Origin of the sequence: Actinomadura chibensis NBRC 106107 (assembly GCF_001552135.1) — a bacterium.
GTDB classification, from domain to species: domain Bacteria; phylum Actinomycetota; class Actinomycetes; order Streptosporangiales; family Streptosporangiaceae; genus Spirillospora; species Spirillospora chibensis.
Genome location: NZ_BCQP01000048.1, coordinates 39643 through 57606, shown reverse-complemented (window position 1 = coordinate 57606; position 17964 = coordinate 39643). Strand labels below are relative to the sequence as shown.

General features: G+C 71.5%; 18 protein-coding genes. 9 read left to right on the top strand and 9 right to left on the bottom strand.

Annotated elements, in window-relative coordinates:
- Positions 1-4: 4 nt before the first annotated feature.
- Positions 5-1075 carry a quinone-dependent dihydroorotate dehydrogenase gene (locus ACH01S_RS27090; protein WP_067897401.1) on the bottom strand — a complete coding sequence of 357 codons (1071 nt, stop codon included), beginning with the start codon at positions 1073-1075 and terminating at the stop codon, positions 5-7.
- 52 nt (positions 1076-1127) lie between these two features.
- Entirely contained in the window at positions 1128-2099 is a 972-nt protein-coding gene (locus ACH01S_RS27085) for a hypothetical protein (RefSeq protein ID WP_067897398.1), read from the bottom strand.
- 228 nt (positions 2100-2327) lie between these two features.
- Between ACH01S_RS27085 and ACH01S_RS27080 the strand changes: the two genes are divergently transcribed.
- The 7 genes from ACH01S_RS27080 to ACH01S_RS27050 all read left to right on the top strand — a co-directional run bounded on the left by ACH01S_RS27080 (position 2328) and on the right by ACH01S_RS27050 (position 9872).
- Positions 2328-3320, top strand: coding sequence for a hypothetical protein (locus ACH01S_RS27080; protein ID WP_067897396.1), 993 nt, complete (start codon positions 2328-2330; stop codon positions 3318-3320).
- Positions 3321-3701: 381 nt separating this feature from the next.
- A complete protein-coding gene (locus tag ACH01S_RS27075) occupies positions 3702-4349 on the top strand; it encodes a hypothetical protein (RefSeq protein WP_083981188.1) in 648 nt (215 codons plus the stop codon).
- Positions 4350-4701: 352 nt separating this feature from the next.
- Entirely contained in the window at positions 4702-6036 is a 1335-nt protein-coding gene (locus ACH01S_RS27070) for an extracellular solute-binding protein (protein WP_067897393.1), read from the top strand.
- Between the two features lie 11 nt (positions 6037-6047).
- Positions 6048-6986 (top strand): carbohydrate ABC transporter permease, encoded by a 939-nt coding sequence (locus tag ACH01S_RS27065; protein WP_067897390.1) that lies wholly within the window; start codon positions 6048-6050, stop codon positions 6984-6986.
- Entirely contained in the window at positions 6986-7816 is an 831-nt protein-coding gene (locus ACH01S_RS27060) for a carbohydrate ABC transporter permease (protein WP_067897387.1), read from the top strand. The genes ACH01S_RS27065 and ACH01S_RS27060 overlap by 1 nt, the downstream gene beginning before the upstream one ends.
- 13 nt (positions 7817-7829) lie before the next feature.
- Positions 7830-9068 (top strand): ABC transporter ATP-binding protein, encoded by a 1239-nt coding sequence (locus ACH01S_RS27055; protein WP_067897385.1) that lies wholly within the window; start codon positions 7830-7832, stop codon positions 9066-9068.
- A gap of 99 nt (positions 9069-9167) precedes the next feature.
- Positions 9168-9872 (top strand): class I SAM-dependent methyltransferase, encoded by a 705-nt coding sequence (locus ACH01S_RS27050; protein ID WP_067897382.1) that lies wholly within the window; start codon positions 9168-9170, stop codon positions 9870-9872.
- A gap of 30 nt (positions 9873-9902) precedes the next feature.
- Here the strand turns inward: ACH01S_RS27050 and ACH01S_RS27045 are convergent, their stop codons facing one another.
- The gene (locus ACH01S_RS27045) at positions 9903-10682 is read right to left on the bottom strand and encodes a helix-turn-helix domain-containing protein (RefSeq protein ID WP_067897379.1); all 780 of its coding nucleotides are present in this window, start codon (positions 10680-10682) and stop codon (positions 9903-9905) included.
- A 65-nt stretch (positions 10683-10747) separates the two neighbouring features.
- On the opposite strand from ACH01S_RS27045, the gene ACH01S_RS27040 reads away from it, so the two are divergent.
- Both ACH01S_RS27040 and ACH01S_RS27035 read left to right on the top strand, forming a co-directional pair.
- On the top strand, positions 10748-11308 hold the full coding sequence (locus ACH01S_RS27040; RefSeq protein ID WP_067897376.1) for a TIGR03086 family metal-binding protein: 561 nt from the start codon (positions 10748-10750) through the stop codon (positions 11306-11308).
- A 73-nt stretch (positions 11309-11381) separates the two neighbouring features.
- On the top strand, positions 11382-11891 hold the full coding sequence (locus ACH01S_RS27035) for a DinB family protein (protein WP_067897374.1): 510 nt from the start codon (positions 11382-11384) through the stop codon (positions 11889-11891).
- A gap of 30 nt (positions 11892-11921) precedes the next feature.
- Here the strand turns inward: ACH01S_RS27035 and ACH01S_RS27030 are convergent, their stop codons facing one another.
- The 6 genes from ACH01S_RS27030 to ACH01S_RS27005 form a co-directional block, all read right to left on the bottom strand.
- Positions 11922-12455, bottom strand: coding sequence for a GNAT family N-acetyltransferase (locus ACH01S_RS27030; RefSeq protein ID WP_067897370.1), 534 nt, complete (start codon positions 12453-12455; stop codon positions 11922-11924).
- Positions 12456-12480: 25 nt separating this feature from the next.
- On the bottom strand, positions 12481-13689 hold the full coding sequence (locus tag ACH01S_RS27025) for an MFS transporter (protein WP_148344144.1): 1209 nt from the start codon (positions 13687-13689) through the stop codon (positions 12481-12483).
- A gap of 104 nt (positions 13690-13793) precedes the next feature.
- Positions 13794-15011, bottom strand: a complete 1218-nt coding sequence (locus tag ACH01S_RS27020; protein ID WP_083981187.1) for a HEAT repeat domain-containing protein — start codon at positions 15009-15011, stop codon at positions 13794-13796.
- A 152-nt stretch (positions 15012-15163) separates the two neighbouring features.
- Positions 15164-16336: an SMP-30/gluconolactonase/LRE family protein gene (locus tag ACH01S_RS27015; protein WP_067897364.1), complete on the bottom strand. Its 1173-nt coding sequence runs from the start codon at positions 16334-16336 to the stop codon at positions 15164-15166.
- Positions 16333-17196 carry a helix-turn-helix domain-containing protein gene (locus ACH01S_RS27010; RefSeq protein WP_067897361.1) on the bottom strand — a complete coding sequence of 288 codons (864 nt, stop codon included), beginning with the start codon at positions 17194-17196 and terminating at the stop codon, positions 16333-16335. Before ACH01S_RS27010 ends, ACH01S_RS27015 begins: the two co-directional genes overlap by 4 nt.
- Entirely contained in the window at positions 17193-17813 is a 621-nt protein-coding gene (locus ACH01S_RS27005; RefSeq protein ID WP_067897358.1) for a cysteine dioxygenase, read from the bottom strand. Before ACH01S_RS27005 ends, ACH01S_RS27010 begins: the two co-directional genes overlap by 4 nt.
- Between the last annotated feature and the right edge of the window lie 151 nt (positions 17814-17964).

Below are 17964 nucleotides of genomic sequence, written 5' to 3'. Positions count from 1 at the left end.
CGGTTTAGCGGCGGGCGTCGTCCAGGGTGCGGAACGCGCTGGCGCGGAGGCGGCGGGACAGGCCCCGGTTGACGCGGTGCGCCCACAGCGGCCCGCCGTAGAGCATGCCGGTGTAGCCCTGGACGAGCGTCGCGCCCGCCCGGACCCGCTCCCACACGTCGTCGGCCGTCTCGACGCCGCCGACCGAGATCAGCGTGAGCCGTCCGCCGGTGCGGGCGCGCAGGCGGCGCAGGACCTCCAGCGACCGCTCTTTCAGCGGCGCGCCGGACAGCCCGCCGGTCTCCTTGACCAGGGCGGGCGGGCTGAGCAGGGCGTCCCGGCCGATGGTGGTGTTGGTGGCGATGACGCCGTCCAGGCCGAGGTCGAGGGCGAGGTCGGCGACGGCGTCGACGTCGTCGTCCGCGAGGTCCGGCGCGATCTTGACCAGCAGCGGGACGCGCCGCGCCGACGCCCGGTCGGCCGCCTCCCGCACCGCCGTCAGCAACGGGCGCAGATGCTCGACGGCCTGGAGGTCGCGCAGTCCGGGGGTGTTCGGGGAGCTGACGTTGACGACCAGGTAGTCGGCGTAGGGGGCGAGGCGCTCGGCGCTCGCGACGTAGTCGGCGGCGGCCTCGGCCTCCGGGACGACCTTCGTCTTGCCGATGTTGGCGCCGACGATGGTTCCGGGGCGCCGGTCGCGCAGCCGCCGCGCGGCGGCCTCCGATCCGGCGTTGTTGAAGCCCATCCGGTTGACGACCGCCCTGTCCGGGACGAGCCGGAACAGCCGGGGGAGCGGGTTGCCGGGCTGCGGGCGCCCGGTGACCGTCCCGATCTCGACGTGGCCGAACCCGAACGCGCCGAGCGCCTCGTAGGCGACGGCGTCCTTGTCGAACCCGGCGGCGAGCCCGAGCGGGGACGGGAAGTCCAAGCCCAGCGCGTGCACGGCCAGCCCCGGGTCGCGGGGCGCGAGCAGCCGCCGCAGCAGCGGCACCGCCCCCGGCACGGACTGGATCACGCGCAACGCGCGCAACGTCAGGTGATGGGCGGTCTCCGCCGGGACGCGGGTGATGACCAGTGAGAACAGGAGTCGATACATCGCCCCGCGATTATCTCAGCCGCCCGCGCCGGACGCCGTCGCGGGCGGGCGGTCAGCGTCCCCGGAACGTGCGGCGGAGCTGGAGGCGGACGTCGCGGACCGCGTCCCGCATGGTGCGGCGCGCGGCCCGGACGGGGTCGCCCACGGTCACCCGCCACGCCGTGCGGACGCCGTGGCCGAGGGGGCGGAGCACGGCCGTCCCGACCCAGCGCGCCGGTCCGACGACCAGCACCCGTACGGGGACGACGACGAGCGTCCGCCAGAGCCAGCGCAGGAGGCGCGCCGCGAGCCGCCACGTCCCTCTGACGCCCGCGACGGCCGGGGACAAAAGGTAGCGCCAGACCGTCCTGGCCGGGACGACGATCAGGACGCGCGCCAGCCAGCCGAAGAACCGGCCGAGCAGCCGCCACGACCAGACGATCCCCGCCGCGAACGCGCGGGCGAGCGCTCCGAGCGCGCGCAGCGTCGGCCACAGGGCGTACCGCCACAGGATCGACGCGGGTAGGACGACGAGCACACCGAACACCAGCGCGATGCCCGCGAAGAGGAGTCCGAGCGCGCGGCCGGTAACGGTCAGCAGCCACCGCAGCGGCCGGAGAACCAGGAGACCCGCGAGGCGGCCGAGTTGCCGTCCGACGAACGCCAGGAACGTTCCGATCGGGACGAGCAGGACACGATGGAGCCAGCGGGAGAGGCGTCCCGTGCCGCGTCCGAACCAGCGCAGGAAACCGAGGACCACGACGACGGCCAGCCACCGCACCGGCCGTAGCACGAGCAGCGACAGGACCGCGCCGATCCCGCGCAGGACGGCGCCGAGCAGCCGCCCGGCCGGGGCGAGCAGCCCGGTGCGGACGCCCCGCGCGACCAGCCTGACCAGGTCGTAGCCGACTCGCAGCGGCAGCACCACGACCAGCGCGACCATCCGCGCGGGCACCACGATCCACGCGGGCCCGGCCGCCGGTTCCGGCGGCTCCTTGCGTAGCGTCACCGGGTTCTTCGCGGACGTCTCGTCGCCGATGCCCACCACTGCCCGCCTTTCCGAGGCCGTCCCACCGGCGCCGACGGAACGGATCATGCCTCTGACCCCGGCCGAGGCCGGGCGGTTCCGAGTGTTTCCGGGCGGTTGAACCCGTTCCGAGGGGATCACCGTACTGCTCGTCGATCCAGGAGAGCGGTGCGGCGGCTCGCCTCGATCGGTGTGCGGGACCTGGAACCGGAGCCGGGGACACAGACGACATGGAGGACACCCACGATGAGATTCCCGCGCTGGGCGATACCCGCCGCGGCCGCCCTGACCGCGTCGGGGCTGGTGCTCACCGCGTGCGGGCAGGAGAACGCCGGGAAACGGCAGAACGCCGCGGCCACGCGGACCCAGCCGCAGGCGGACCCGTCGGCCGATCCGTCCGAGTCGCCCGCCCCCGAGCCCGAGCCGACCACGCTTGAGGTGGCGAGCATCACGAGGCTCGGCAAGGTCGTCACCGACGGGAACGGCATGACGCTCTACCGGTTCGACAACGACACGGCCCGTCCGCCCGCGTCCACCTGCGCGGACGCGTGCGCGAAGGCGTGGCCGCCGGTGACGGCGGGCGGTGGCGACACGCAGGTGAAGGGCGTCGAGCAGTCCCTCGTCGGCAAGGTGAAGCGGCCGGACGGCCAGTGGCAGGTCACGCTCGGCGGCTGGCCGCTCTACCGCTACGCCAAGGACGGCGCCCCCGGCGACGTGAAGGGCCAGGGCGTCGGCGGCACCTGGTTCGCCGCCGCTCCCACCGGCAAGAAGGCCGCCGCGGTGAAACCGGCCACCGACAACCGCTGGAAGGGCTGGACGATCGTCAAGGCCCGCAAGGACCCGAAGCTCGGCCTGATCCTCACCGACGGCCAGGGCCGCACGCTCTACCGCTTCGACAAGGACACCGGCAAGCCGCCGACCACGAACTGCTTCGGCGCCTGCAAGAAGGCGTGGCCCCCGGCCGTCTTCACCGGCTGGAAGAAGCTCAAGCTGGAAGGCGTCCCGCGCGGGCTCGTGAACTTCATCGAGCGCAAGGACGACGGCAAGTGCCAGCTCACCGTCAACGGCTGGCCCATGTACTACTACGCGAAGGACGGCAGGCCCGGCGACGTGAAGGGCCAGGGCGTCGGCGGCGTCTGGTGGGCCACCACGCCGTCCGGCAAACGCGCCATGGCCACCGGCGGGGGCGGCGGGAACGGGGGCGGCGGAAACGGGGGCGGCTACGGCGGAGGCTACTGACCGCGCCTGGCCGCCCACACAGGCGAAGGCGCGGAGGAGTCGCGGGTCGGTCGGGGTCCGCGAACCCTCCGCGCCTTCTTCCGCGCCCGGGGACGTAACTGTCACCAAAGGGCCAGATGTGCTCTGGTCTGGCATTGTGACAGGTGGCAGAACGTCCTATGGCGTGAATGGCCGAACCCATTACCAGTGGGTTTATCCGGCGCGGGAAGCGGTAGCTTATATGGTGCGCCGTGGCGGTCCGCCGGATGTCAGGATGCCAGGTGGCAGTCCGCTCTCCTGCCCGCCCGGCAATGATATGAACAAGCGCTCCGAGATGCCATGATGAAGACGCTCGACTTCGCCGGGCACTTCCCACAGGCACCATTTCCGGGACGAGGCGCCATGACAATTCTTCAGGCACCCGCCGCGGCCCGCGACGGCGGCCGGTCGACCGGTGGCGCGTGGCCGGACGCCGTCCTGCTCTTCCGGCCGCTCCTCGCCGTCGACATCCAGGACTACAGCGCCCGGACGCCCGCCATGCAGCTCCGGGCCCAGACGTGCCTGCGGGCCGCGATGAGCGCCGCCGCCGAGGAGTCGGGCCTCGTCCCGCAGGAGTGGTCTCAGCAGCTCAGAGGGGACGGCGAGCTGGACGTGCTGCCGGGCGACGCCCTCGTCGCCGTCACCGGCGAGTACGCCCCGGCGCTCGAACGCGCCCTCGCGCGGGCGAACCGCGAGGGCGGGGCCGACGACCGGCTGAGGGTCCGGCTCGCGCTGCACCACGGAGCGCTGGTCACCGGCCCCCCGGCGTCCTTCGGCCCGGCCGGGGAGGCGCCGGTGCTCGTCAGCCGGCTGCTCGACTCCCGTCCGCTGCGCCGATATCTGACCCTCCATCCGGAGCGGGACGTCGCGTTCATCGTCTCCGTCCAGATCTACCGCGACGTGATCTCCAGCGGCCTCTGCGCGTTACCCCCGCACCATTTCCGGTACGTCCGAACCGTGATCAAAGGATCGCCATATCAGGGCTATATCCATGAACCCGACCGACCGTGAGACGTGCCGTCGCCGAGATCGACAAGGCGCGCCGAATCGTCGGCCGGGTGAATGCGCGGCGGCGCGCGCGGTGATTCGAACTCCGCGCGGCGGGAGGCGCTCCCGCCCGGAGCGCCGCGGTTTACGCGGATCGATTCGGGATACTCCCTGGTCCCCGGGTGGTGCTTTCTCCGGGGACGGACGAGGCGGGTGGTTCTGGTGGGAGTGATGTCACCGATGGGTTCGTTCACGGTTGCCGATCACTCTTCGCAGCTCGACAGTTACTCTGGCCGGTGATCTGATGGAGATCGGAACCGCCACGGATGCGGCCCACCGGAGCGTCGCACCCGAGGTGGCGCTTTCGGGAGGTCCGATGGTGGAGCGAGCCGATCCGGCCCGGCGGAACAGGCGAACCAGGCGAGCCGGACGCGGACCCGCTGCCGCCGCCGCGCTCGTCCTGCTCGCGAGTGGCCTCGCCGCGTGCGGTGGCGGGGGCGGGGTTCCCACGCTGAGCTGGTACATCAACCCGGACGACGGCGGTCAGGCCACGCTCGCCGCCGCCTGCTCGAAGGCGTCCGGCGGCAGGTACCGGATCTCGACCTCGGTGCTGCCGCAGGACGCGACGCAGCAGCGGGAGCAGCTCATCCGGCGCTTGGCCGCCAAGGACTCCGGGATCGACATCATGAGCCTCGACCCGGTGTTCGTCGCCGAGGCCGCGAACGCCGGGTTCCTTCGCCCGTTCCCCGCGAACGAGGCGAAACAGTTCACCGAGGGCGTCTTCCCGGCCGCCGTGGAGAACTCCACCTGGGACGGACGCCTGTACGCGGCGCCGTTCTGGGCGGGCACGCAGCTCCTCTGGTACCGGAAGTCCGTCGCGAAGAAGGCCGGTGTCGATCCGGCCGCGCCCGGGTTCACCTGGGACCAGATGATCGACGCGGCCGTCCGGACGGGCACCACGGTCGGCGTCCAGGGCAACAAGTACGAGGGCTACATGGTGTGGATCAACGCCCTCGTCGAGTCCGCGGGCGGGCAGATCATCGGCGCCGCGCAGAAGGGCGACGACGCCGCGATCGAGATCGGCTCCCCGGCCGGGAAACAGGCCGCGACGATCGTGTCGAAGCTGGCGCGGTCGAAGGCGGCGAGCCCGAGCCTGTCCACCGACGACGAGGAGCGGGTCCGGTTCCTGCTGAACGGCTCGCGCGGCGGCTTCATGGTCAACTGGGGCTATGTCTGGCGGGCCGAGAAGGGCGACGCCGAGTCCGGGGTGATCCCGAAGACCATTCCGTCCGACCTCGGGTGGGCGCGGTATCCGCGGGTGAGCGCGGGGCGGCCGAGCAAGCCGCCGTTCGGCGGGATCGAGCTCGGCATCGGCGCGTACGGGAAACACCGGAACACCCTCGCCGTGGACGCGGTCAGGTGCCTCACGTCCACCCCGAACATGAAGCGGTACATGATCGACTCGGGTAACCCGGCGGCCCGCGCGGTCGTCTACGACGACCCGGAGATCAAGAAGGAGTTCCCGATGGCCGGGCTGATCAGGGACTCCGTGGAGGCGGCGGCGCCGCGTCCGATCACGCCGTACTACGGGGACGTGTCCGGCGCCGTGCAGAGCCGGTGGCACCCGCCCGCGTCGGTGGACCCGGCGACGACGCCGGGCCGGTCGGCGACGTTCATCCGCCAGGTCCTGCACGACCAGGCGCTGCTCTGAAGGGACGTCCGATGACCGCAGTCGAGACCGCCCCGGCGGCAGGGCGGCGGCGCGGGAGCCGCGCCGAGCTGTCCGACCGGAGCCGCGCCGAACGCAGGCTGGGGCTGATCCTGTCCGCGCCGGCCGTGCTCGTGATGCTGATCGTGACCGCGTATCCGCTGGTCAACGCGCTGTACCTGTCGCTGTTCCGGTACCGGATCACCGCGCCGGACGACCGCGAGTTCGTCGGCCTCGCCAACTACCGGACGGCGCTGACCGACTCGCTGTTCTGGCAGGACGTCCTCACCACGTTCCTGATCACGTTCGTCACCGTCGCGGTGGAGCTGGTGATCGGGTTCGCGCTGGCGATGGTGATGCACCGGGCGCTGGTCGCGCGGCGCACCGTCCGCACCGCGATCCTGCTGCCGTACGGGATCGTCACCGTCATCTCCGCGTTCGCGTGGCGGTACGCGTTCGACCTCCAGTCCGGGTTCGTGAACTCGTGGTTCGGGCTCGGCGATTACGCGTGGTTCGCCGGACGCTGGTCGTCGCTGTTCGTGATCGTCCTGTCGGAGATCTGGAAGACGACGCCGTTCGTGTCGCTGCTGCTGCTCGCTGGGCTGGCGCAGGTGCCGCGCGACCTCGGCGAGGCGGCGACGGTGGACGGCGCGACCGCCTGGCAGCGGGTGCGCCGGGTCGTCATCCCGAACATGAAGGCCGCCATTCTCGTCGCGGTGCTGTTCCGCACGCTGGACGCCTGGCGCATCTTCGACAACGTGTTCGTGATGACGTCCGGGCAGAACCAGACCGAGACGCTGTCGTTCCTGACCTACCGGCAGACGATCACCCGCACCGCCATCGGGCTCGGGGACGCCGTCGGGGTGCTGCTGTTCCTGTCGGTGGTCCTGATCGCGGTCGTGTTCATCCGGGGGTTCCGCGTGGACCTTTCTCAGGTGAAGGGCGAGAAGTGATGGAGAGCGCGCGGTCCAAATGGCTGTGGGGCGTGGCGTCCCTGCTCATCCTGGTCTGGACGGTCTTCCCGATCCTCTGGATCGTGATGCTGTCGTTCAAGCAGCCGGGCGAGGTGGGCAACAAGAAGGGCTTCTTCCCCGCCGACTGGACCTGGACGAACTACAAGACCGTGTTCAAGACCGACCTCTTCACCTCCGCGCTGATCAACTCGATCGGCATCTCCCTGATCGCGACGGTCATCGGGGTGGTGTTCGCGACGCTCGTCGCGTACGCGATCGCCCGGCTGGAATTCCCCGGCAAGAAGCTGATCCTGTCGTTCGCGCTTGCCATCGCCATGTTCCCGGTGGTGTCGCTCGTCGGGCCGTTGTTCAATCTGTGGCGCGACATCGGGCTGTACGACACGTGGCCCGGGCTGATCATCCCCTATATCTCCTTCGCGCTGCCGCTCGCCATCTGGACGCTGTCGGCGTTCTTCCGCGAGATTCCCTGGGAAATGGAGCAGGCCGCGCAGGTGGACGGCGCGACGACCTGGCAGGCGTTCCGGAAGGTGATCGTCCCGCTGGCGGCGCCCGGCGTGTTCACCGCCGCGATCCTGACGTTCTTCTTCTGCTGGAACGACTTCGTCTTCGGGATCTCGCTGACCTCGTCGGACGCGGCCCGCCCCGTCCCGGCGGCGCTCGCGTTCTTCACCGGGGCGTCGCAGTTCGAGCAGCCGACCACCGCCATCTGCGCGGCGGCGGTCGTCGTGACCATTCCGGTCGTCGTCATCGTCCTGGCGTTCCAGCGCCGCATCGTGGCCGGGCTGACGTCCGGCGCCGTCAAGGGCTGAAAGGGAGCCTGGCATGGCCGCCATCACCATGAACAAGATCGTCAAGCGGTACGGCGACGGCTTCCCGGCCGTGAACGAGGTGTCCCTGGACGTCCGGGACGGCGAGTTCATGATCCTGGTCGGCCCGTCCGGCTGCGGGAAGTCGACCCTGCTGCGCATGATCGTCGGGCTGGAGGACATCACGTCCGGCGAAATGCTCATCGGCGGGAAGGTCGTCAACAAGGTCGCGCCCCGGCAGCGAAACCTGTCGATGGTGTTCCAGAACTACGCGCTGTACCCGCACCTCACCGTGTTCGAGAACATCGCCTTTCCGCTGCGGCTCGCCAAGACGCCGGACGAGGAGGTGCGGCGCCGCGTCAGGGAGACCGCCGAACTGCTGGAACTGACCGAGCATCTCGACCGCAAACCCGCGAACCTCTCCGGCGGGCAGCGGCAGCGCGTCGCGATGGGACGCGCGATAGTCCGGCAGGCGGACGCCTTCCTCTTCGACGAGCCGCTGTCGAACCTGGACGCGAAACTGCGCGGCCAGATGCGCACCGAGATCTCGCGATTGCAGCGGCGGCTCGGCGTCACGACCGTTTACGTCACGCATGACCAGACGGAGGCGATGACGCTCGGCGACCGGGTCGCCGTGCTGCGCAAGGGCGTCCTGCAACAGGTCGGGAGCCCGCGCGAACTGTACGAGGAACCGGTGAACCTGTTCGTCGCCGGGTTCATCGGGTCGCCGTCGATGAACTTCCTGCCCGCGTCGGTCGACGGCGCGTTCCTCGACACCCCGCTCGGCCGTTTCGAATTGCGCGACGACCGCAAGGCCGGGGCGCTCGGCGGGCGCGAGGTGGTGCTCGTCGGCGTCCGGCCGGAGCATTTCGAGGACGCGTCCCTCGTCAGCGAGGAGAAGAAGGCGAAGGGCGCCCTCGTCCAGGCCCGCGTGGACGTGACCGAATGGCTGGGCAACGAACTGTACGCCTACGTCCCCTACGAAGCGCCCGCGGATCTGTCCGCGCAACTCCGCGACCTGTCCCGCGAACTCGACGGGGACCAACTCCGCACCCAGGCCGTCGTCGCGCTGGACGCCGCCAGCGCCATCAAACCGGGCGGCGAGTCGGAACTGTGGATCGACACGGCGAAGGTCCACCTCTTCGACCCGGCCACCGGCGAGAACCTCACCCGCGACGAGGAACACGTCGCCCGCCTCACCCGGCTCGCGGACGAATCGCGCGACGCGCACCGGAAAGCGCAACGCGGGGACTGACCGGCCCGGGCCGGGCACGCCAATCCCCGCCGGGGTTTTGACGCACCCCGAACTGGTCCTCTGACAAAACCAGTTGATGCCTCTGAGAGCATCGGAGGCATGTATGAGAGCTTCGCCCACGAGTACGCCGACCACGCCGAGGACAGCTCCTACAACGCCTTCTACGACCGTCCCGCGGTGCTCGGCCTCGCCGGGGACGTCGCCGGGCTCGCCGTGTTCGACGCGGCCTGCGGCCCCGGCCTGTACGCCCGCGAGCTGCTGGAACGCGGCGCCCGCGTCACCGGCTGCGACGCGAGCCCCACCTTCGTCGAGATGGCCGGCGAACGCTGCGGCGGCCGCGCCGACCTGCGCGTCCACGACCTGTCCGAGCCGCTGGACTGGGTGCCGGACGGCTCGGCCGACCTCGTCGTGTGCGCCCTCGCCCTGCACTACATCGACGACCGGGTGGCGCTGCTCCGCGAATTCCGGCGGATTCTCACGCCGTCCGGCGCGGTCGTTCTGTCGACCGAGCATCCGACGACGGGATGGCTCCGGCTGGGCGGCTCCTATTTCACCGAGGAACCGGTGGAGGAGTCGCTGAGCCCCGAGCGGGAATGGCCGATCCGGGCGTGGCGGCGGCCGCTGACCGCGATCTGCGCGGAGTTCCGGGCGGCCGGATTCGTCATCGACGAACTGCTGGAGCCGCGGCCCGTCCCGGAAATGGCGGAGCGCTATCCGGACGACCACGCGAAACTGGAGGAACTCCCGGCCTTCATCGCGTTCCGGCTCGTCCCGAGAGCCGTCACGGGAGCCGTCCGCCCGTAGGCGCCGGGCCTTCCGCCCGGTTCCGCCGGCTCAGGTGCCGGCGTATCTCGTGGGGGACACGCCGACCGTGGCGGTGAAGTCGCGGGTCAGGTGGGCCTGGTCGAAATAGCCGAGGTCGTCCGCCAGCGCCGCCCAGTCGAGGCGGACGCCCTGGTCGGCGCGGGCGGCGGCCTCGTGCAGCCGGGCCCGGCGCAGCACCCATTTCGGGCTCGCGCCCACGTACTCGGCGAACAGCCGCTGCAGCGTCCGGGCCGAGACGTGCAGCGCCTCCGCCGCCTGGTCGACGCGGAAGAGGGCCGGGTCGGCGGTGACGGCCGCGACCATGTCCGCCACCTGCTCGGCGACCGGATCGGGGTCGGGCAGGCCGTCCAGCAGGAAGTCCTCGACCGTTCCGACCATCGCGTCGAGGTCGGCGCCGCGCAGGACGGCGCGGGAGACCGCGTCCACCTCCGGGCCGAAGACCTCGGCGGCGGGGACCCTCCGGTCGGCGAGCCCGATCACCGGACCCGCCGCGAAGGGCCGGAAGCAGCCGGGCCGGAACTTGACCCCGAGGACGTGCCCGCGCCCCTCGAGGCGCCGGACGAACAGGCTCCGGTCCACCCCGTACACGAGCGGGCCCGGCTCCTCGAAGACCAGATGGACGTTCGGATGCGACAGCACCTTCGTCTCGTACGGCTCCGCGACGCTCCACCGGACATGCCAGTAGAACTCCACGAACCGCGCCAGGGCCGGGCCGGGCGGACGCCGGTCGAGCTCCGCGATGGCCGCGTGCTCGCGCGGATACAGCACCCCGCGTCCGAAATCGACCATCTGACCAGGCTACTTGGCGCGTTTCTCCAAGAGGCCGCCCCGCCCGCGTCCGTAACGTGGGTCCCATGAACGACCAGCACGCTCACCTGAAGGAATGCGCCGCCGAGGCCGCTCGCGTCGCCCACGCCGTCCCGCGAGAGCGGCTGGACGGCCCCACCCCGTGCGCCCAGTTCGACCTCCGCGAACTGGTGAACCACCTGGTCCTCTACACCTCGTACGGGCTGGAGCACCGCGCGCTGCGCACCGAGATCCCGGACGAGCTGACCGCGCGCGACTTCACCGCCGACCCCGCCTGGCCGCAGGAGTACGCGGCCCGGCTCGACCGCGCGGTGGCGGCCTGGGCCGACCCGGCCGTGTGGGAGGGCGACATCGACGGCACCCCCGCCGCCGACGTCGCCGCCATGATGATCATGGAGCTGGCCCTGCACGGCTGGGACGTCGCGACCGCCGTGGGCGAGGAATACCGCCTGTCACCCGAGACCGGCGAATTCGTCCTGGGAATCGTCGAGAAGTACGCCGACATGTACCGGCAGTACGACGGCTTCGCCGCCCCGGCGCCCGTCCCGGACGACGCCCCGGCCTTCGACCGCGCCGTCGCCGCCTCGGGCCGCCGCCGACCCGCCTGACCCCAGCCCGCCACAACCCCGGCGCGCGAAATCCGTTCGTCCGGCGCGCTGCCCGGCGGTTACGGTCCGCCCCATGACGACCGAACCGCCGGACACGCTCACCGACCCGCGCGAACTCCTGCTCGGCTACCTCGACCACTACCGCGCCGCCCTGCTGCGCAAGCTCGACGGCATGCCCGAGGCCGACCTCCGCACCAGCCGGCTCCCGTCCGGCTGGACACCGCTCGACCTGCTGAAACACCTGGCGTTCGTGGAACGCCGCTGGTTCCGCTGGGGCTTCGCCGCCGAGCGGGTGGAGGAGATCTGGGGCGAGTACCGTCCCGGCTCCTCCGCCTGGCACGCGGACGACTCCGACACCCTGGACGGCCTCCGCGCCCTCTTCCTGGACGAGTGCGCCCGCTCCCGCGCGATCGTCGCGGCCGCCGACCTCCAGGACACGGCCCGCACCGGCGGCGCCTTCAACCCGCCCGACCACCACCCGGCCCTGATCTGGATCCTCTTCCACGTCCTCCAGGAATACGCCCGCCACGTAGGCCACCTGGACATCGTCCGAGAACTCTCCGACGCCACGACCGGCGAATGACCGCCCCGGGCCGGGCGCGCCCGCGCTGGGTCAGGTCAGTTTCTTCAGGAGGAGTTCGAATTCCAGGTCGTCGCGCTTGGGGCGGCCGAAGCGCTCGTCGCCGTAGGGGAACGGGTTCAACCGGCCCGTCCGCATGTAGCCGCGCCGGACGTACCACGCGATGAGTTCCGTGCGTGCGTTGATCACCGTCATGTGCATCTCGGTCGCGTCCCACTCGTCGCGGGCCAGGCGCTCGGCCTCCGCGAGGAGGGCCTTGCCGAGGCCGCCGCCCTGCAGGCCGGGACGGACGGCGAACATCCCGAAGTAGGCGTGGTCCGCGCGCCGTTCGAGCTGGCAGCAGGCGTTCAGGACGCCGTCCGACTCGACGACGAGCACCAGGCCCGCGGGGGCGGAGACGGCGGCCGCGACCATGTCGGGGTCGGTGCGCTGGCCGTCCAGGAGGTCGGCCTCGGTCGTCCAGCCGGCGCGGCTGGAGTCGCCCCGGTACGCGGACTCGACGAGGGCGACGAGGGCGGGCACGTCCGAGGGGGTCGCGGTCCGGAATTCGGGCTTTCCTGCGTCCATTTGCCCGAACCTAGCGCAGCCCGCGTCATGCCTCGGCGGGTGGCCGGGTCCGGCGCCGGACGGAGAGGGCGAGGAGCGCGGCGGCCAGGCCGCAGCCGGCGACCAGGGCCATCGCGGTGCGGAGCGAGGCCAGCTCGGCGGCCCAGCCGTAGCCGACCGGCGCCACCAGCAGCGCCAGGTAGGCGGAGATCATGATGAAGGCGGTGATGGCGCCGGTGTTCGGGGCGAGCGGCGCGGCGGCGCTGAGCGCGGTCGGCTGGACGCCCGCGACCGACAGCCCGAGCACGCCGAACGCGCCGATGGCGACCGGCACGCTGTCCCAGGCCAGCAGCGGGATCGCGGACACGGTGACGCCGATGCCGGAGACGAGGAGCGAGAACGGGGCGCCGAGCCTGGAGACCATGGGGCCGTTGACGAAGCGTCCCGCGAGCATCGTCCCGTTGAAGACGGCGAGGGCGAGGCCCGCGAGGGAGATCGACGCGTCGAGCTCGCGCATGAAGATGACCGTCCAGACGACGGCGATCGCCTCGGCCGCGCTGCCGAGGAAGCAGATCAGCGCGATGGCGAGGAAGGCGGGGTTGCGCAGCAGGGCGCCGTCGCCCTGCTCCTCGTCGGCCATGCTCTCGTCGGCGGAGATGAACGCCACCGTGACGGTGATCGGGATGATCGGCGCGCAGATCACGGCGGCGGTGAGGACCGAGATCGTCTGGTAGCTCAGCCCGCCCGCCAGCGCGAGTCCGGTGACGAACGCGCCGAGCATGATCGCGCCGCTCTGCAGGCCGTGCATGAAGTTCATCCGGTGCCGTCCGGTGGCCCGCTCGATGTCCATGATCGAACTGCTCGTGGCGGCGTCCAGCAGCGCGAAGCCGAGCCCGGACAGCAGCAGCGCCGCCACGAATCCCGGCAGGCCGCCCGCGGCGGCCAGCACGAGCATCCCGGCGCCGAGCAGGCCCACGCTGAGCATCGACTGCCGCTTGTTGCCGAGCCGGGTGTAGAGCGGGCCGTTGAAGACCAGGACGACGATTCCGGCCAGGGGCAGCGCGAGCTGCGCCGTCCCGAAGACGCCATCGCTGAGCGCGAGATGCGTCATGACCTCGGCGAACACGACGCCCTGCACGCCCAGCACGATGCCGAAGACGGCGAACTGGACGGCGAGCATGGTGGTCAGGGCCCGCTCGTTCCAGGTTCGCGGGGCGGGTGCCACGGCCGGTGTCGTGTCCTGGTCCTGTGCCATCTCCTGCTTCCTTTCCGGGTGGACGGGCACGGCCCGAGGCCGGCCCCGGACGCGCGGGGGGCCGGCCTCGGTCAGCGGACTGGGCGGTGTGCCGCGCCCGCGTTTCAGGCGACGGACGCCCGCGGGTCCGCGTCGGCGACGCCGTCGAGGTCGAGGTCCAGTTCGCCGTTCACCGTGCCGTGGCACGGGATGGTGTTGACGTGGTACTCGCCCTCGCCGGTCTGGTCGGCGAGCTTCCCGCGGAACGTCCCGTAGATGACCGTGTTGGCCTTCTTGCCGACGACCGGGTCGGACGTGCTGACGAGCTGCACCGTCCCCGGCTCGACCACGCCGGTCTCCTGGTAGCGGTCGAGGTCGACGTGCGCCCAGCCCCAGAACCGGCCCCGGACGCTGCGCACCACGCCCTGCTCGCGCAGGGCGTCGCCGCGCGCCGTCTCGGCGCCGGGCGTGTGCAGCATGCTGGTGACGGTGGACGGGCGCAGCCGCTTCGTCCCCGCCGCGCGGGACAGCGCCACCGGCGTCAGGACCGCCGGGCCCTCCTTGACCTTGCCGGACGTGTAGAACGGCCGCATCGTGTTCGACTCGTACACGTGCTGGCAGACGGTGTCGCTCAGCTCGTAGGACGCGCCGCGGAACAGGAACGTCTCGTAGTGGTTCGAGCCGTCCTCGTGGTAGTTCAGCAGTTCCTTCTCGATGACGAGGTCGGTCATGAAGGTGTCGGTGTTGGTGCAGGCCATCACGCGGCCGAGGAGCGAGGCGAACCACTGCGGCGACAGCCGGGCCTGGATCCAGCCCGCGTCCGGGACGCGCACGTCGGCGTAGCCCGCGATCTGCAGCGGCAGGGTCTGGTCGAAGGTGCGGTCGGTCTCGTACCGCATCCGCTCGTAGACGAGCGGGCTCTCCTCGCCCGTCAGCTCCTCAAGGAACAGCCCGGCCCAGTCGCGGACCTCGGGGTGGGCGTCCGACCGCGCCTGGCGCAGCACCGGGATCGCGGCCCGGCCGTCGCACTTGACCAGCAGCCACAGCAGGTTCCAGCGGACGGCGGCGTCCGGCTCGGTCGCCAGGTGCCGGGCGAGCACGTCGATCGCGGCGCCCTCGTGCCGGTGCGCGTACTCCCAGAGCGCCCGCTCGCGCTCCAGGCCGGTGGCGGCGTCCGCCGCCGCGCTCAGCAGCTCGGCGTCGCCGCGCCCGTCGAAGTCGGCGAGCTTGGTGGCGCCGGGCGCGCCGAACCGGAACCGCTCGGCGAGGTCGTCGAACGTCTCGTTGACGATGAGGCTGCCGAGGTCCTCGGCGCCCTTTCCCTGCACCGTGTACTCAAGCATTTCGTGCTCCTTTCCCGCCACCGGTCTCGCCGGGGAGGGCGAGGCATTTCCCCGCCCACCCCGAGCATCCCTCCGAAGGCCCGGCGATTCTTCTTCGATTCTTCGCTGTCGGCGTCCGGGCGGGCCTTTCTCCGGCCGTCGGCGAACGGCGGCTAATTGCGGCCGACCAGCCGGACGCTTTCGAGTGTGTCGAATCCCCGGAACATGAATTCGAGTTCGCCTTCGGCGGGCGCGTCGTACACCTGGAAATGGCGTTCCACCGATCCGTCGGCGGTGACGGCGTAGACGCGGCGGCGCAGGGTCTCGGCCACCCAGATCGAATGCCCGTCCGTCGAGATGCCGGAGCCGATGAAGCCCGGCCGCGGGTGCCAGATCTCCCGCGGCGCGCCGCCGCCCGCCGGGACGTGGACGAGCACGCACTTCTCCTGCGTGCCCTCGCTCAGCGCGGCGGCGAACGAGCCGTCCGCGAGCCGGACCACCCCGATCAGCGAGGCGTCGACGCCCGTGATGTCGGCGAGCGTCTCCTTCGTCCCGTCCTGGATCCCGATGCGGACGATCTGCCCGCCGCTCGCCTTGCCGTGCGGCTGCCGGGTGTTGGCGACGAGGACGTGGTCCGGACCGTCGAGGCTCAGCGAGGACGGCTGGTCGAGGCCGTCCGCGAGCACCGACACCCGGCCCGTCTCCAGGTCGGCGGCGACGACCTTGCCGTCGCCCTGCCAGTTGTTGAAGTCGCAGGCGAGGACGCGGCGGTCGTCCGGGGTGACGACGAGCCCGGCGAGGTCGACCATCCGGTCGGCGTACGGCAGGCCCGTCTCCTCGTCGTAGGCGGTGAACGCCTTGGTCAGGCGTCCGGTCGCCGTGTCGATCTCCAGGATCGCGCTCGTCCCCGCGATCCCCACGTGGTTGGCGTTCGGGCCGCGCATGCCGCTGAGGGAGAGGTAGACGCGGCTCAGGTCGGAGTTGACCGCGGTGTCCCACAGGTGGGCGTCGCACCAGCTCGACACCTCCAGGTAGGGGCGGGCGACGCCGTCCCGGAGCACCATCACGCGGCTGGACGCCTGGTCCACGACGAGCAGGTCGCCCGCCTGGAGCCGGGCCGGGAGCCGCACCGACACGGTGAAGAGGGTGTCCACGGTGCCGTGCAGGTGGGGCAGGTGCGACTTCCCGTCCGCCTGGACCGTGGAAATGGCGGTCTCCTGGATCAGCTTCACCGCGCCCGGCGAGGCGTCGGCGGTGAGCACCGACACCGCGTACTGCGCGCCGCGCACGCTGGGCAGGCCGTTGACGTGCAGCTCCGTGCTCATGGGGGAGATCACTTCGGTCATGGTCCTCTTCCCTCGAAGTGGTGGACGGGGTGCGAGAAGACGCTCAGCAGGGGCGGGTCGGTGGCGCGCGGCGGGCGCAGCCGGAGCCGGACGGGCTGCCGCACGCGCCCGTCCCGGACGGTCAGCGGCGTCCCCGGGGAGCCGACGAGAAGGTCGTCGCGGTGCGATTCGAGGAGCAGGTAGGACCGGGCGTCGTCGTCCGACCACGCGAACGACGCTCCGAAGACGTAGTACAGGCCGTCGCGCAGCCGCGGGACCTCCTCGACGGGCGACCGGTAGGCCAGCGCGCACGCCCGCGGCCTGCCCTGCGGGACGGGACGGTCGTAGAAGCCGATCACCACGGGCAGGTGCAGCCGCCGGTACCGCGACGTCGGATGCGGCCGCACGGGGGTCGCCGGTACAGGGGTCGCCGCTACCGGGGGCGCGGGCACGGGCGCGCGGAGACCGGCGAGCCTGCGGAACTCGCGGGGCGACACCCCGACCATCTCCCGGAAGCGCGAGCTGAAGGTGCCGGGGCTGCTGTACCCCACCTCGAAGCAGACGTCGGTGACGCGGCGGCCCTCGTCCAGCAGGAGGCGCTTCGCCGACTCCATCCGCAGCGCCGCGTGGAAGGAGCCGGGCGAGACCCCGGTGACGGACCTGAAGACCTGGTGGAAGTAGCACGCGCTGAAGTTCGCCATCCGCGCCATCTCCCCGGTGGAGATCGGGACGGCCGGGTTCCGGCGCAGGAACTCGATGACCCGGCCGACGCCGTCCCGCTGCGCGGCGCGCACCGGCGTCGCGTCGTCCAGCGCGCACGCTGCCGTGCCGGTGCCCGCCATCAGGCCGGTCGCCGCGCCGGTCGTCGCGCCGGTCGTCATCGCGCCGCGCGGCCGGAGGCCGTCGGGGACGGCCCGGTGAGGCCGCGCCAGGCGTTCTCGGCGTCGAACCAGAGCTCGCGGGGCTCCCGGCGGAAGTAGCCGCTCGTCGACGGCTCGTAGATGTGGAAGTCCAGGATCGGCGTCAGGTAGACGTGGACGGTCGCCGACCATCCGGCGGTCTCGTTGGCCATGTCGTGCAGCCGCATGCCGTCGCTCGGCAGGATCGGCGTGGTCGCGCCGCCGCGCAGCACGGTCGTGCCCCCGCGTTCCAGCTGGACGCACCCGCCGGGCCCGGTCGCGCCCTCCGTGTACTTGGTCTCCCGGGTGACTCCGGTATAGGCCGCCACCATGCCGACCGTCCCGCTGTGGTCGTGGATGGGGCTGCGGCTGCCCGGCCCCCACAGCACGAGCACGACCTGGAAGTCGTCCTTCATGGAGTTGAGCAGGAGCCGGGTGTAGAGGCCGCGCGTCGCCCGCGTGAAATCGGGGCGCGGCCCCTCTGCCCCGGACCGGACGAATTCGGTCAGCATTCCGTCCAGCCGCTCGATGGAACGGTGCGGGGGACACGCCTCCCGCTTGAGCTCACGGATCTCCAGGATCAACTCCGCCGCGTTCATGCCCCTCCCCGTTCGTGAGATGGGATGCCGGTGGCGAGCGCTAGCCAAGCGCGACTATAGGACCGCCCGATGATCCTTTGAGACTTCCGCAGGAAACGCGGCACGATGGAATAACTAGGCTGACTAACTTAATTTACATATAGGTGTTATG

Coding starts and splice junctions, on each gene's coding strand:
- ACH01S_RS27060 (WP_067897387.1), top strand. CDS start 6,986: ATGGAGAGCGCGCGGTCCAAATGGCTGTGGGGCGTGGCGTCCCTGCTC.
- ACH01S_RS27080 (WP_067897396.1), top strand. CDS start 2,328: ATGAGATTCCCGCGCTGGGCGATACCCGCCGCGGCCGCCCTGACCGCG.
- ACH01S_RS27010 (WP_067897361.1), bottom strand. CDS start 17,196: ATGACGACCGGCGCGACGACCGGCGCGGCGACCGGCCTGATGGCGGGC.
- ACH01S_RS27020 (WP_083981187.1), bottom strand. CDS start 15,011: ATGCTTGAGTACACGGTGCAGGGAAAGGGCGCCGAGGACCTCGGCAGC.
- ACH01S_RS27070 (WP_067897393.1), top strand. CDS start 4,702: ATGGTGGAGCGAGCCGATCCGGCCCGGCGGAACAGGCGAACCAGGCGA.
- ACH01S_RS27015 (WP_067897364.1), bottom strand. CDS start 16,336: ATGACCGAAGTGATCTCCCCCATGAGCACGGAGCTGCACGTCAACGGC.
- ACH01S_RS27045 (WP_067897379.1), bottom strand. CDS start 10,682: ATGGTCGATTTCGGACGCGGGGTGCTGTATCCGCGCGAGCACGCGGCC.
- ACH01S_RS27090 (WP_067897401.1), bottom strand. CDS start 1,075: ATGTATCGACTCCTGTTCTCACTGGTCATCACCCGCGTCCCGGCGGAG.
- ACH01S_RS27005 (WP_067897358.1), bottom strand. CDS start 17,813: ATGAACGCGGCGGAGTTGATCCTGGAGATCCGTGAGCTCAAGCGGGAG.
- ACH01S_RS27055 (WP_067897385.1), top strand. CDS start 7,830: ATGGCCGCCATCACCATGAACAAGATCGTCAAGCGGTACGGCGACGGC.
- ACH01S_RS27050 (WP_067897382.1), top strand. CDS start 9,168: ATGTATGAGAGCTTCGCCCACGAGTACGCCGACCACGCCGAGGACAGC.
- ACH01S_RS27040 (WP_067897376.1), top strand. CDS start 10,748: ATGAACGACCAGCACGCTCACCTGAAGGAATGCGCCGCCGAGGCCGCT.
- ACH01S_RS27025 (WP_148344144.1), bottom strand. CDS start 13,689: ATGGCACAGGACCAGGACACGACACCGGCCGTGGCACCCGCCCCGCGA.
- ACH01S_RS27065 (WP_067897390.1), top strand. CDS start 6,048: ATGACCGCAGTCGAGACCGCCCCGGCGGCAGGGCGGCGGCGCGGGAGC.
- ACH01S_RS27075 (WP_083981188.1), top strand. CDS start 3,702: ATGACAATTCTTCAGGCACCCGCCGCGGCCCGCGACGGCGGCCGGTCG.
- ACH01S_RS27030 (WP_067897370.1), bottom strand. CDS start 12,455: ATGGACGCAGGAAAGCCCGAATTCCGGACCGCGACCCCCTCGGACGTG.
- ACH01S_RS27035 (WP_067897374.1), top strand. CDS start 11,382: ATGACGACCGAACCGCCGGACACGCTCACCGACCCGCGCGAACTCCTG.